Below are 13,591 nucleotides of genomic sequence, written 5' to 3' on the forward strand. Positions count from 1 at the left end.
CGTCCGCCGACAGAGAACGCGAGCGGGGGCCGCGAGCCGTGTGCCGTAGTCTGAACTCACACCCGCCGGTCAGACTCGAAAGGCACCTCAGTGGAGATCCGCATCGGAATCGTCAACGCCCCCCGCGAGCTCAACTTCGAGTCGTCGCAGTCGGCCGAAGAGCTCGCCGGGCAGGTGCAGACCGCACTCGCCAGCGGCACCGGTGTCCTGCAGCTGACCGACGACAAGGGCCGGCTCTACGTCGTCCCGACCGCCGGTATCGCGTACGTCGAGATCGGAACCGAGGAGTCGCGCCGCATCGGCTTCGTCGGCTAGCCTCCCACTCGTGGAACTGCTCTTCGTCGTCCTCGGAGGGGCCATCATCGGCCTGGCCGGACGCTATCTGCTGCCGAACCGTCACACGCACGGCTCCGTGCTCATCCCGGCCGTCGGCGTCGTCTCGTCGGCCGTGCTCTGGGTGGCGCTCACCTGGGCCGGTCTGAAGTGGGACGGCGGCTGGATCTGGTGGATCACGCTCCTCGGCACCGCGCTCATCGTCGCGGTCGCCGACCTGCTGATCGGACGCGTCCGCTCCACGAACGACGACCGCATGCTGCACGCGCTGGCGAAGGGCGCCGTCGCCCGCTGAGCGCACATTCCTGCCGAATGTGCGCTATCGCCCACGCTGAGCGCACATTCGGCACGAATGTCGCGGGCTAGGCGGTCAGGCCGAGCGCGTCCATCCGGCGCGTGTGCGCCGCGATCAGCTCCGTGAAGATCGGCTCGATGCGCGCATCATCGGCGATCCTATTGCCCGAGAGGTGCAGCGCGGAGCGCGCGACGAGCAGCGTGTCGCCGACGAGCCTCCTGCCCCACATCGCGAGCCGTGACGCGAGCAGCGGATCGCCCGCGATCTGGGCGCGGAGCACCTCCAGCACGCCCTCCTGGCCGGACTCCGAGCCGAGCAGGTGCGCGAGGCGCGGTCCGACGTCGCCAGGAAGGCCGGCGGCGAGGCGGATGAAGAAGTCGTCGAGCAGGCCGCCCGTCACCAGGGCGGAGAGCAGCGTCTCGCGCCAGTCCGCGCCGACGATGAGCGCGCTGAAGCCCTCGATCTCATCCGCGAACGGCTTCATGGCGTCGGCCGGGTCGTCCCCTCGGCGCCGGATCTCGGCCACGATCCCCTGATGCTTCGACAGGGCGTGACCGGCGGCCGCCGAGATGAGGCCCTTCGCGTGCAGGTCCTCCGCCTCGGCCGCGACGCGCGACAGCGTCTCGAACTGCTCCAGCTGGAGGTACGCGGACTGACCCAGGTAGGGCAGCAGATCCGGCATCACCTCGTGCAGGTCGACGCGGACGGTCGGGATCGTGCGCGCCCGCGGAGTCAGGCGCGGGAGCTCGACGGAAGGCCGTCGCCGGGTGAACCAAGTCGACACGCTCAGCAGTGTATCGGGACCGTCCAGTAGGCTGGAGACGCCGTCGGCGCAGGATCGACGGCCCTACGCCTGCGACAGAGAAACAGGGCGTGGACACTCCAATCGAATCGACAGGCAATTCACCAGTGACTTTCTCAGAACTCAACATCGACCAGGACATGGTGGACCAGCTCGCCGCCAAGGGCATCATCGAGCCGTTCCCCATCCAGACGCAGACCATCCCTCTCGCGCTCACCGGCCAGGACATCATCGGCCAGGCGAAGACGGGAACCGGCAAGACCCTCGGCTTCGGCCTCCCCCTGATCCAGCGCCTCGGCCCGAACCCCGAGCCCGGCGTGAAGGCACTCGTCGTCGTGCCCACCCGCGAGCTGGCCATCCAGGTCTACGAAGACCTCGAGACGGCCGCCGCCGGACGCCCGACCTCCATCGCCAGCATCTACGGCGGCAAGGCCTACGAAGGCCAGATCGCCCAGCTGAAGGGCGGCGCGCAGATCGTCGTCGGCACCCCTGGGCGCCTCCTCGACCTCGCCGGTCAGCGCCTGCTGAACCTCGGCAGCGTCCAGGAGATGGTGCTTGACGAGGCCGACAAGATGCTCGATCTCGGCTTCCTCGCCGACATCGAGAAGCTGTTCGCGCAGACACCGGCCACACGCCACACCATGCTCTTCTCGGCGACCATGCCGGGCCCGATCGTCGCGCTGGCGCGCCGGTTCATGACCCGACCGGTCCACATCCGCGCGACCGACCCCGACGAGGGCCAGATCCAGGCGAACATCAAGCACCTGATCTACCGCGCGCACTCGCTCGACAAGGACGAGGTCATCGCCCGCATCCTGCAGGCCGAGGGCCGCGGCAAGACCGTGATCTTCACGCGCACCAAGCGCGCCGCCGCCAAGCTGGTCGAGGAGCTCAACGACCGCGGCTTCAACGCCGCCGCCGTGCACGGCGACCTCAACCAGGAGCAGCGCGAGCGCGCCATGGCCGCGTTCAAGGCGGGTAAGAAGGACATCCTCATCGCCACCGACGTCGCGGCTCGCGGCATCGACGTGGACGACGTCACGCACGTCATCAACCACACCATCCCGGACGACGAGAAGACCTACCTGCACCGCGCCGGCCGCACCGGCCGCGCGGGCAAGACCGGCATCGCCGTGACGTTCGTCGACTGGGAGGACCTGCACAAGTGGGCCCTCATCAACAAGGCGCTCGAGTTCGGGCAGCCGGAGCCGACCGAGACCTACTCGTCCTCGCCGCACCTCTACACCGACCTCGACATCCCGCAGGGCGTCAAGGGCCGACTGAAGCCCACCCCGGCCGTGAAGGCGACCGAGTCGCCGCGCGGCGGCCGCACCGACTCCACCGGCCCGGAGGGCGGGGAGCGTTCGAGCAGCAGCCGCCGTCGCCGCACGCGCGGCTCAGGGCAGGGCGCATCGCAGGGCTCGACGGCTCCCGACGGCTCCGCGTCGGAGGGCGGCGAGGCCAAGGCCCCGGCCGCCGGCACGCACGACGGCGGCGGATCGCAGCACCGCGACGGCAACAGCGCTCCGCGTCGTCGCCGTCGTCGCTCGCGCGGCGGCTCCGCCACCACCCCCGCCAGCTGACCCCGGCCTCCCACGCCGACAGCTCCTGAGTTTTTCGCCCGATTCGTCAGGATCGGAGCGAAAAACTCAGGAGCTGTTTGCGTGGGACGGGGGACGCGCTCAGTACCAGTTGGGGTCGTGGCTCATCTCGAAGGTCCACGCGGCGCACGGCGAGCCGTAGGCGCGGTTGATGTAGTCGAGGCCCCAGTTGACCTGCGTGTTCTGGTTGGTCAGCCAGTCCGGGCCAGCCGACGCCATCTTGCTGGCGGGCCAGGCCTGCGGGATGCCGTACGCGCCACTCGACGTGTTGTAGGCGTCCGCCCGCCAGTCGGACTCATGGTTCCACAGCTTGATCAGGCAGCTCATCTGCTCGCCGCCCCAGCCGAAGGCCGGGAGGCGGCTCGCCGCGTACGCCTGGGCGCCGGCCGGGTCGACCACCATGCCGGGAGGCGGGGCGAACCCGTCGGACCCGCCGCCCGGGTTCGCGGCCGCCGCGGCAGCCGCGGCCGCCGCCTGCCCCTCGGCGTACGACTTCTCGACAGACGCCTCGGTGTTCTTCAGGGTCGCCAGCTGGGCGTACAGCGTGTCGGCGTGCTTCTTCTGGTCGGCGAGCTGAGCGTCGGCCGCCTGCTTCGCCGCGGTCGCGACGTCGAGGGCCTTCTTCGCATCCACCGCGAGCTGGTCGCGCACCTTCTGGGCACTGCTCGCCTGCTCGCTGAGCGACGCGGCGAGGTTCTTCTGGGCGTTCGCCCTGGCGTACAGCGAGCTTGCCTGGTCGGCGAGCTTCGACACCGCGCCGAGCTGGTACAGCAGGGAGTCGGAGCGTGTCGCGTTCGGGCTGAGGAACAACCGGAGCGACACGGATGAGGTGCCCGCGCGGGTGAGCTGCTCGGCGAGCTTGCCGCTCTGGGCCTTGAGCGCATCCGCCTGGGCGGATGCCTCCTGCGCCTTCTCGGCCAGACCCTGCGCCTTGGCGGTCGCGGTCTGCAGGGCGGCCTCGGCGGTTCCGTACTCCCCCAGCCGCTTGACGGCGAGGTCGCCCGCTGCGTTCGCGGCGGTCTGCAGACCCGTCAGTAGACCGTTGATCCGGTCGACCTCGGCCTGGGCCGCGCTCGCGTTGTTCTTCGCGGCCTGCACGTCGTCCCACGACGGGTAGCTGTCGGCGTTCGCGGGCGTGACGCCCGCAACGACGACGAGGACGGCCGTCAGGGCGGCAGCGGCCGCCGATCCTCGCCAGAACCGTCTCACTCGCGCACCTCGCATCCTTCTCGCCCCGACGTCATGTCCGGGGTCCAGGCTACGTGCTGGTGGTCACGGAGCGTAGAAGGGCGCCGCGCCTGTCGCTTCTTCGATCATCGCGTCGACCACGGCCGGATCGGTGGTGTTCTCCCCCAGCCGGTTGGGCTTGCCCGCGCCGTGGTAGTCGCTCGATCCGGTGATGCGGAGGCCGTATCGGGCCGCGAGCTCCCGCAGCCGTTCGACACCGTCCGCCGTGTTCTCGCGGTGGTCGAGCTCCAGTCCGAAGAGCCCGGCGTCGACCAGGCGCCGCAGCCGGTCCTCCGGGATCACGCGGCCCCGGCCGCCGGTCGCGGGATGCGCCAGCACCGGCAGACCGCCCGCCCCGCGGATGAGGCGGACGCCGGTCAGCGGCTCCGGTGCGTAGTGCGGCTGGAAGTAGCCGCTCCGCCAGTGCAGGATCCCGGCGAACGCGGCGCTGCGGTCCGAGGCGAGCCCGCGCGCGACGAGCGCGTCGGCGATGTGCGGGCGCCCGACGGTCGCGCCCTCCGTCGCCTGGGCGAGGACGTCGTCCCACGTGATGTCGTAATCCTCGGAGATGCGCCGCACCATGTCCTCGGCTCGCCGCATCCGGCCGTCGCGGATGCGGCGGGTCTCGGCGACGAGCGCTTCGTTCGTCGGATCGAAGAGGTAGCCGAGCATGTGGACGCTGGCGAACTCGATGCGGGTCGACAGCTCCATCCCCGGGATGACCGTGATGCCGACGCGTGCGGCCTCGGTGGCGGCCTCTGCCCATCCGGCGGTCGAGTCGTGATCGGTGAGCGCGACGGTGCCCAGCCCTGCATCGGCGGCGGCGCGGATGAGCTCGGCCGGGGTCTCCGTCCCGTCGGACACGCTGGAGTGCGTGTGCAGGTCGACGGGACCTCGGAACCGCCGCGCATCAGCCATGGTGACCATCCTAGGAGGGCGCCGACCGGCCGGGCGCATGGCGGCCAGCGGGTGGAAGAATGGACGCCATGTCCTCCCAGCCGACCACGCCAGCCACCGCAGACGCCGACATCGCGACCAACGCCGTCGACGACCCGACCGCCGCAGCGGTCGCCACGACGACCGAGACGGCTGCCGCCGCCGAGTCCGATGAGGCTCCGCGCGCGACGCAGAACCGCTCGACGACCCCCGGTTCCGACGCCTTCCGCGAGTACATCGGGTCGGGATGGGCCGAGCGTCCGGAGGTCGTGCCCGAGCCGCGCCGCCAGGCGCAGTACGCGGCGGCCCGTCGTGCGCGCGTGTCCGAGCTGTTCCCCGGGAAGCGCCTCATCATCCCGGCCGGGCGTCTCGCACAGCGCTCCAACGACACCGACTACCCGTTCCGCGCGCACTCGGCGTTCGCGTACCTGACCGGCTGGGGTTCGGACTCCGAGCCGGGCAGCGTCCTGGTGCTGGAGCCGACGGCGTCCGGACACGAGGCGACCCTGTACTTCCGTGAGCGGGCGGGACGCGACTCCGACGAGTTCTACGCGAACCCCGAGATCGGCGAGTTCTGGATCGGTCCCCGTCCGTCGCTCGCGCAGGTCGCCGGCGACCTCGCGCTGGCCACCCGCGGCATCGCCGAGGTGCGCTCGGTGCTCGACGCGGTGGACGGCGACACCGTGGTGCTGCGCGAGGCCGACCGCGGCATCACGGACGACGTGGATGCGGCGCGCCTGCTGCTGGGAGACGGTTCCGACGGCGACGGCGCGGATGTCGACCCGGAGGACCACGATGAGGACGACCGGCTGGCCCGCGAACTCTCCGAGCTGCGCCTCGTCAAGGACGAGTACGAGATCGCCGAACTCCGCGCTGCGGTCGCGGCGACCGCCCGCGGCTTCGACGACGTGATCGCCGACCTGCCGCGCATCACTGCGCACCCGCGCGGCGAGCGGCTCGTCGAGGGCGTCTTCTACGGCCGCGCCCGCGCCGACGGCAACGCGGTCGGCTACGACACGATCGCGGCGAGCGGGCCGCACGCGTGCATCCTGCACTGGACGCGCAACGACGGCCCCGTGGTGCCGGGCGACCTCATCCTGCTGGACGCGGGCGTCGAACTGGACAGCTACTACACCGCCGACATCACCCGCACCTTCCCCATCGACGGCACCTTCACCGAGACGCAGCGCCTGATCTACGAGGCGGTGCGAGAGGCGGCGGACGCGGCGTTCGCGATCGTGCGACCCGGCATCCGGTTCCGCGAGATCCATGCGACCGCCATGGCGGTCATCGCTCGGCGCACCGCCGAATGGGGGCTGCTCCCGGTCAGCGCCGAGGAGGCCCTGGAGGTCGAGAACCAGCAGCACCGCCGCTACATGGTGCACGGGACGAGCCACCACCTCGGTCTCGACGTGCACGACTGCGCGCAGGCGCGCCGGGAGCTCTACCTCGACGGCGTGCTCCAGCCCGGAATGGTGTTCACGATCGAGCCCGGGCTCTACTTCCAGCCGGACGACCTGACCGTCCCCGAGAGCTTCCGCGGCATCGGCGTACGCATCGAGGACAACATCCTGGTCACCGAGGACGGCGCCGAGAACCTCTCCGCCGACATCCCGCGCACCGCGGACGATGTGGAGGCGTGGGTGCGGCGGCTCTCGCAGCGCTGAGGTGCACGTTGTGGTTGTTTCGCACGCGAAATAGCCGCCACCACGTGCACTTCGGCGGAGGTGGTCAGGCCGAGGGTGCGGGCGGACGCTCGTCGCCCGGCTGGGGAGCGACCGGCGGCGCCGACGCGGGAGGCGCGGGCGGCGGGTCGGACGGGTGCTGCGGCTGCGCGGGCGGCGTCCATCCCGGGGCTGCGGCCGGCTCCTCCGCTCCCCCGCTCGCGAGCAGGTTGCGTGCGCGGTTGCCGAGATCGGAATCGACGAGCACCGAGTAGCTGGTCGCGATCACCTGCTGGACGGACGTGAAGTCGCGCCTGCGCCGGTTGATCGCGTAGGAGACGATGCCCCACAGCATCCCGAATCCCGCACCGAGGAGCAGCGCGGCGAGCACGAACGCGAGGCTGACCGACGGCGAGAAGATGATGAGCAGCAGGCCGAAGAAGATGCCGAGCCACGCACCGGACGCCGCACCCGCCAGTGCGACGCGGCCCCAGGTGAGCTTGCCGGTGACGCGCTCGACGCTCTTCAGGTCGCTGCCGACGATCGAGACCTTGTCGACGGGGAAGTCGGCGCGGGCCAGCACGTCGACCGCCTCCTGCGCCTCGGGATAGCTCTCGAAGGTGGCGACCACTTCGCCTCGCGGCAGGGTCGGGAAGAGGATTCGGTTGCGCCCGTTGTTCAGCCCAGGTGTGCTCATCCACCCATTGTTCCATCCAGGCTTCGCGAGGGCACGGAAACAGCCTTCGTTCACCTGCGAGGGCTAGGTTAACAGGGTGAGTTCGCCCAGAGTCTTCGTCGCCCGCCTGGCCGGGACGACCGTGTTCGATCCCGTCGGAGACCGGGTCGGCAAGGTCAGAGACGTCCTGGTCGTGTACCGCAAGAACGACCCTCCCCGCGTCGTCGGGCTGATCGTCGAGATCCCCGGGAAGCGCCGCGTGTTCCTGTCCATCGGGCGGGTCACCAGCATCGGCAGCGGGCAGATCATCACCAACGGCATCATCAACATGCGCCGCTTCGAGCAGCGCGGCGGCGAGGTGCGCGTGATCGCCGAGCTCCTCGGCCGCCGGGTCGTGTTCACCGACGGCGGCGGCGAGGCGACAATCGAGGACGTCGCGATCGAGGAGACCGAGACCGGCGACTGGGCGGTCAGCCAGCTGTTCGTCCGGAAGCCCAAGGCGGGCGGCTCCCCCTTCGCCAAGGGCGCGACGACGTTCGTGACCTGGAACGAGGTGCGCGAGAAGCAGAAGCTCGGCGAGGCGCAGTCGGCCGAGCAGCTCATCGCCACCTACTCGGAGCTGAAGCCCGCCGACCTCGCGAACACCCTCCTCGACCTCCCTCAGCAGCGGATGCTGGAGGTCGCGGAGGAATTGCCGGACGACCGTCTCGCCGACGTGCTGGAGGAGATGCCGGAGAGCGAGCAGGTGCAGATCCTCGCCCAGCTCAACGACGACCGCGCCGCGGACGTGCTCGACCAGATGGAGCCGGACGACGCAGCCGACCTCATCGCCCAGCTCTCCGACGAGCGCGGCGAGCACCTGCTGGAGCTCATGGAGCCGGAGGAGGCGGACGACGTCCGCATGCTCCTCAGCTACAACCCGGACACCGCGGGCGGTCTGATGACGACCGAGCCGATCATCGTCTCGGCCGACGCGACGGTCGCGGAGGGCCTCGCCCTGATCCGCCGTCACGAGCTCGCTCCCGCGCTCGGCGCCGCGGTGTGCGTGACGCTGCCGCCGTACGAGCCGCCGACCGGCCGGTTCCTGGGCGTCGTGCACTTCCAGCGGATGCTGCGCTATCCCCCGCACGTGCGCCTCGGCACCCTGCTCGATCCGAGCCTCGAGCCGGTCACCGCGGACACCTCCGCCGCCGAGGTGTCGCGCATCCTCGCCTCGTACAACCTCGTCTCGGTCCCCGTGGTCGACGACAAGCATCGTCTCGTCGGGGTGGTGACCATCGACGACATCCTCGACTATCTGCTCCCCGACGACTGGCGAAGTCAAGACGAGGACGAGCCCGTGAAACGCACGGCGCCGTCCGACCAGACCGGAAGCATCCGCATCGTGAACGGAAGGAGGGGCGGAAGTGGCAGGAGGTAGGCAGGACGCGGGGCTCGACGCCCCGAAGGGACTCCGGACGCCGGTGCTGCGGCGCAGCCCGCTGGAGTCGCGCGACCGGTTCGGCCGGTTCACCGAGTGGATCGCACGCGCGATGGGCACGCCGTGGTTCATCCTGGGGCTGACCGTCTTCGTCCTCGCGTGGATGGCGTGGAACACGCTCGCCCCGAACGCCTGGCGTTTCGACTCCGCGGCTCTGGGCTTCATCGCGCTGACGCTCGTGCTCTCGCTGCAGGCGTCGTATGCCGCTCCCCTGATCCTGCTCGCGCAGAACCGTCAGGACGACCGCGACCGCGTGCAGATCGAGCAGGACCGGCAGCGTGCAGAGCGCAACCTCGCCGACACCGAGTACCTGGCGCGCGAGGTCGTAGCCCTGCGGCTCGCGGTGAAGGACATGGCGACGAAGGACTTCATCCGCGCCGAGCTCCGCTCGCTGCTCGAGGACCTCGAGAGGGGCGACGCGGGCGAGGGCGAGCAGGCCCGTGCCTGAGCCGGACAGCGCGGGAGTCGATCTCGCGGTTGCCGTCCGGAGCGCGCTCGGGGCGGTGCTCGACCCCGAGATCCGCAAACCGATCACCGAGCTCGACATGGTGGGCGGCGTGGAGGTGGATGCGCAGGGGCGCGCCGAGGTCGGCATCAAACTGACCATCGTCGGGTGCCCGGCGGCCGACGCGATCGAACGGGACGTGCGCGCGGCAACCGCCGCCGTCCCGGGCGTGACCGAGGTCGCCGTCGACGTCTCGGTGATGACCCCCGCCGAGCGGCGTGCTCTGACCGACCGCCTGCGGGCGGGCCGGCCGGCGCGCGGTCAGCAGTTCGGCCCGGAGTCGCTGACCCGCGTCTACGCCGTCACGAGCGGCAAGGGCGGAGTCGGCAAGTCGACGGTCACGGCCAACCTCGCGGTCGCACTGGCGGAGCGCGGGCTACGGGTCGGGATCGTGGATGCGGACGTGCACGGCTTCTCCATCCCCGGAATCCTGGGCCTGACCGACGAGAACGGCGTCGCGCCGCGGCCGACGCGCGTGGATGACATGATCCTTCCGCCGGTCGCCTACGGCGTGAAGGTCGTTTCGATCGGGATGTTCGTCGATTCGGCCTCCGCGGCCGTCGCGTGGCGCGGGCCGATGCTGCATCGCACCATCCAGCAGTTCCTGTCGGACGTGTACTTCGGCGACCTCGACGTGCTGCTGCTCGACCTCCCGCCGGGCACCGGGGATGTCGCGATCTCGGTCGGCCAGCTGCTGCCCGGCGCGGAGGTGCTCGTGGTGACGACACCGCAGCCGGCCGCGGCCGACGTGGCCGAGCGCAGCGGCGTCGTCGCGCGTCAGACCGGCCAGCGGGTCATCGGTGTCATCGAGAACATGGCGGGGCTCGTGCAGCCGGACGGCAGCGTGCTCGACCTGTTCGGCTCCGGCGGCGGCGCCGAGGTCGCGCGACGGCTGTCGGCCGGCCAGGAGGAGGAGGTGCCGCTGCTCGCCAGCGTGCCCCTCAGCATCCCGCTGCGGGCCGGCGGCGACACCGGAGCGCCCATCGTGGTGACCGACCCCGCGGACCCCGCCGCCGCCGCGATCCGCGCCGTCGCCGACCGCCTGGCGACCCGCTCCCGCGGCCTCGCCGGCCGCAAGCTCGGTCTCTCCGTCCGCTGACCCCGCATCCCCCGCCGTCGAGTCCGCAAACTTTGCACGCTCGACGCCCCCTCAGCGTGCAAAGTTTGAGGACTCGACGGTGGGACGGAGGCGGGAGGCGGGAGCGGGTCAGGCGTCGGGAGGCTCTACGGCCCGGGCGAGCAGCTCCGTGAGGAGGCGTTCGGTGACGGGGCGCGGCAGTGCCGAGACGAGCGCGAGCAGCGGCGCCTGATCGTCGGGGAGGCCGGGGGTCGCGCCTCCCGCGAGGCCGATCGAGCCCAGGATGTGGGCAGCCGTCGCCGAGTCGAGTTCGACGTCGCCTGCCGCGAGCCCCGCCAGCAGGTCCCCGGGCAGGGCGGCGAGCACCGCATCCCCGTCGACCGGGGGCACGCCGCGTGCTTCGTCGGCGGCACCGCGCAGGGCCGCCTCCAGCTCGTCGATCCGCGCCTCCGTCACCGGCGTGATGGTGAGGTGGGTGGTGTGCGGGAGGCGCGTGCCGTCCGTCTGCACCAGCCCCGGCTGCAGCTGTAGCACCCAGCCGCGGCGCCGCACCCGGTCGGCCCAGTGGTGCGGGTCGATGCGACGCTCCGTCGGCACCGCGTCGTCGGTCGTGACGGCGAGCAGCGGGCCGGTCGGGTCGCCGAGCACGCGCAACCCCTCGATGTCGCCGACGATGTCCTGCAGCCCGCGGGTGGCACGACGGCACGACTCGGCGAGGCCGGCGAAACCGCGGGCTCCGAGCGCCTGGATGATCGCCCAGGATGCCGCGAGCGACCCGGCCGACTTCGACCCGAGCAGGGTGGAGTTGACGACCGGATACCCCGGCCAGCCGGTCGTCGCGAAGTACTGGCGCCGCTGACGGTCGCGCCCGCGCTGCAGCAGGACGCTGGCTCCCTTCGGCGCGTAGCCGTACTTGTGGAGGTCGGCCGAGACGCTCGTCACGCCGGGCACCCGGAAGTCCCACGCCGGCAGCGCCGATCCGTCCGCCGCCCGCCAGAACGGCAGGATCCACCCGCCGATGCAGGCATCCACATGGCACGCCACCCCCGCGTCGTCGCACGCGGCGGCCACCTCCTCGATCGGGTCGAGTGTCGCGTACGGGTACGAGGGCGCCGAGACGACGACCAGCGCGACGTCCGGACCGATCCGCTCGATCAGACGGGATGCGTCGAGCCGCCCCGTCCGCGCATCCACAGGCACGAGGTCCAGCGTCAGGTCGAACAGTGCCGCCGCCTTCTGGAACGCCGCGTGCACGGTCACCGGCGCGAGCAGCCGGGGCGTCCCCCTGCCGCCCGCGGCGCGCCAGACGTCGCGCGCGGTCTTCACGGCGAGCAGGCACGACTCCGTGCCTCCGGAGGTCACCGAGCCGACCACGTCGTCCCCGCCATGCAGCAGCTCGCGGGCGAACCCGACGACTTCGCGCTCCATCACCGCGACGGACGTGAACGTCGTCGGGTCCAGGCCGTTCACCGGCTGAACCAGCCGCATGGCCGCGGCCGCGAGCTCGTCGATCTCGGGCATCCCCGAGTCGTACACGTAGCTCAGCACCCGGCCGCCGTGCGTCGGGGCATCCGCCTCGCGCAGGGCGGCGAGGCGCCCGAGGATGGCCGCAGCGTCAAACGACGACATCGATGTCTCCCTTCCGGAGCCGGTACCGCGCCAGCGGCACCAGGCTGATCGCGATGATGATCGCCGGGACGAGGCTGAAGCTCAGGGCGATCCCGGCCACGGCGCTGGCCGGCTGAGACGCGCCCGCCTCCGCCACGGCCGCACTGCGCGAGACGTAGCCGCTCACCGCGAGCACGATGCTCAGCACGGTCGCGCCGAGCGCCATGCCCGTCGTCTCCCCCGCTGTCCACATGCCGCCGAACGTTCCCGCCCGGCCCTCGCCGTTGCGCCGCGCGTCGTGCGAGATGACGTCGGGCAGCATGGCCATCGGCAGGGACTGCATGCCCGCGTACCCGGCTCCCGCCAGGGCGACGGGTGCGTAGACCCACGCGCCGGGCGCCCACAGCAGCGCGACCATGGACTGGGCCGCCAGCCCGAACAGGACGCTCGCGATCACGAACCCGCGCTCCTTGCCGATGCGGCGCGCGATGACGCCCCACAGCGGCGTCACGATGAGCGCGGGGCCGATGAGCGCGACGAACAGGAACGTCACGGCGTCCTCCGAGTGGAGCACCCACGTGGCGACGTAGTTGGCCCCGGCGAGCATCAGGCCGGTGGCCAGTCCCTGCAGCAGGAACGTGAGCAGCAGGGCGCGGAACGGCTGGCTGTCGCGCAGCACGCGCACCCCGGCCGCGTAGTTCGAGCGCACGGTCGCGACGATGCTCTCTCGCGCCGGCGGCTCGGCAGCGGGCAGTCCGCGCGGCGCGACGAACGCCGAGACGAGCATCCCGGCGCCGATCGTCACACCCGCGACCAGTGCCATCAGGAAGTACCCCGCGAAGGCGTTGCCCCCGCCGAGCGACCGCAGCGCGGGCCCGCCCGCCCCGAACAGCAGGATGGCGAAGGTCAGAACCACCACGCGCCAGGTCAGCAGGCGCGTCCTCTGGTCGTATCCGGACGCGAGCTCGGCCGGCAGCGCGATGTACGGCACCTGGAACAGGCTGAACGCCGTCGCCGTCAGCACGAACGCGAGCAGCACCCAGACGGCGGCGGCCGCGGCCGGCGTCCCGGGCGGGACGGCGAATGTGAGCAGGAAGAACACCGGCAGCGCGAGCGCACCCAGCAGCATCATCGGCCGGCGGGAGCCGCGCACGGCGAGCATCCGGTCGCTGCGGGCGCCGATCACCGGGTCGATCACCACGTCCCACACCTTGGCCACCGTCACGACCACGCCCGCGACGATCGCGGCGACACCCAGCGAGTCGGTGAGGTAGTACACGAGCACCAGCCCGGGAAGGGTCGCGAAGCCGCCCGTGCCGAGCGACCCGACGGCGTACCGCGCGACGGTCGCCCTGCTCAGCGACTGCTCCGTTGCGATCATGTCCG

General features: G+C 71.5%; 13 protein-coding genes. 7 read left to right on the forward strand and 6 right to left on the reverse strand.

Annotated elements, in window-relative coordinates; translation table 11 throughout:
* Positions 1-90 precede the first annotated feature (90 nt).
* The gene (locus ABIC47_RS13975) at positions 91-315 is read left to right on the forward strand and encodes a DUF3107 domain-containing protein (protein ID WP_018190477.1); all 225 of its coding nucleotides are present in this window, start codon (positions 91-93) and stop codon (positions 313-315) included.
* Between the two features lie 10 nt (positions 316-325).
* Entirely contained in the window at positions 326-628 is a 303-nt protein-coding gene (locus tag ABIC47_RS13980; protein ID WP_020075134.1) for a hypothetical protein, read from the forward strand.
* 67 nt (positions 629-695) lie between these two features.
* Here ABIC47_RS13980 and ABIC47_RS13985 read toward each other — a convergent pair whose 3' ends face one another.
* The gene (locus tag ABIC47_RS13985) at positions 696-1,412 is read right to left on the reverse strand and encodes a ferritin-like fold-containing protein (protein ID WP_026307127.1); all 717 of its coding nucleotides are present in this window, start codon (positions 1,410-1,412) and stop codon (positions 696-698) included.
* 125 nt (positions 1,413-1,537) lie between these two features.
* On the opposite strand from ABIC47_RS13985, the gene ABIC47_RS13990 reads away from it, so the two are divergent.
* Complete coding sequence (locus ABIC47_RS13990) at positions 1,538-3,013, forward strand: DEAD/DEAH box helicase (protein WP_354481180.1); 1,476 nt, start codon at positions 1,538-1,540, stop codon at positions 3,011-3,013.
* Positions 3,014-3,112: 99 nt separating this feature from the next.
* Here ABIC47_RS13990 and ABIC47_RS13995 read toward each other — a convergent pair whose 3' ends face one another.
* Both ABIC47_RS13995 and ABIC47_RS14000 read right to left on the reverse strand, forming a co-directional pair.
* Complete coding sequence (locus tag ABIC47_RS13995) at positions 3,113-4,240, reverse strand: aggregation-promoting factor C-terminal-like domain-containing protein (RefSeq protein ID WP_354481183.1); 1,128 nt, start codon at positions 4,238-4,240, stop codon at positions 3,113-3,115.
* Positions 4,241-4,303: 63 nt separating this feature from the next.
* Complete coding sequence (locus ABIC47_RS14000) at positions 4,304-5,176, reverse strand: PHP domain-containing protein (RefSeq protein ID WP_354481185.1); 873 nt, start codon at positions 5,174-5,176, stop codon at positions 4,304-4,306.
* A gap of 59 nt (positions 5,177-5,235) precedes the next feature.
* On the opposite strand from ABIC47_RS14000, the gene ABIC47_RS14005 reads away from it, so the two are divergent.
* Positions 5,236-6,861 carry an aminopeptidase P family protein gene (locus ABIC47_RS14005; RefSeq protein ID WP_354481188.1) on the forward strand — a complete coding sequence of 542 codons (1,626 nt, stop codon included), beginning with the start codon at positions 5,236-5,238 and terminating at the stop codon, positions 6,859-6,861.
* Positions 6,862-6,925: 64 nt separating this feature from the next.
* Here the strand turns inward: ABIC47_RS14005 and ABIC47_RS14010 are convergent, their stop codons facing one another.
* Entirely contained in the window at positions 6,926-7,555 is a 630-nt protein-coding gene (locus ABIC47_RS14010; RefSeq protein WP_018190468.1) for a YflT domain-containing protein, read from the reverse strand.
* 76 nt (positions 7,556-7,631) lie between these two features.
* Here ABIC47_RS14010 and ABIC47_RS14015 point away from each other — a divergent pair, with 76 nt between their 5' ends.
* From ABIC47_RS14015 to ABIC47_RS14025, 3 genes are read left to right on the forward strand one after another with little or no spacing between them, the layout of a single operon-like run.
* Positions 7,632-8,954: a magnesium transporter MgtE N-terminal domain-containing protein gene (locus tag ABIC47_RS14015; RefSeq protein WP_018190467.1), complete on the forward strand. Its 1,323-nt coding sequence runs from the start codon at positions 7,632-7,634 to the stop codon at positions 8,952-8,954.
* Complete coding sequence (locus tag ABIC47_RS14020) at positions 8,941-9,462, forward strand: DUF1003 domain-containing protein (protein ID WP_018190466.1); 522 nt, start codon at positions 8,941-8,943, stop codon at positions 9,460-9,462. Before ABIC47_RS14015 ends, ABIC47_RS14020 begins: the two co-directional genes overlap by 14 nt.
* Positions 9,455-10,618 carry an Mrp/NBP35 family ATP-binding protein gene (locus ABIC47_RS14025; RefSeq protein WP_354481192.1) on the forward strand — a complete coding sequence of 388 codons (1,164 nt, stop codon included), beginning with the start codon at positions 9,455-9,457 and terminating at the stop codon, positions 10,616-10,618. Before ABIC47_RS14020 ends, ABIC47_RS14025 begins: the two co-directional genes overlap by 8 nt.
* Before the next feature lie 108 nt (positions 10,619-10,726).
* On the opposite strand, the gene ABIC47_RS14030 is transcribed toward ABIC47_RS14025, so the two are convergent.
* Both ABIC47_RS14030 and ABIC47_RS14035 read right to left on the reverse strand, forming a co-directional pair.
* Entirely contained in the window at positions 10,727-12,226 is a 1,500-nt protein-coding gene (locus ABIC47_RS14030) for a pyridoxal phosphate-dependent decarboxylase family protein (RefSeq protein ID WP_354481195.1), read from the reverse strand.
* Positions 12,213-13,586 carry an MFS transporter gene (locus tag ABIC47_RS14035; RefSeq protein ID WP_354481197.1) on the reverse strand — a complete coding sequence of 458 codons (1,374 nt, stop codon included), beginning with the start codon at positions 13,584-13,586 and terminating at the stop codon, positions 12,213-12,215. The genes ABIC47_RS14030 and ABIC47_RS14035 overlap by 14 nt, the downstream gene beginning before the upstream one ends.
* Between the last annotated feature and the right edge of the window lie 5 nt (positions 13,587-13,591).

Origin of the sequence: Leifsonia sp. 563 (genome assembly GCF_040545055.1) — a bacterium.
Taxonomy (GTDB): domain Bacteria; phylum Actinomycetota; class Actinomycetes; order Actinomycetales; family Microbacteriaceae; genus Leifsonia.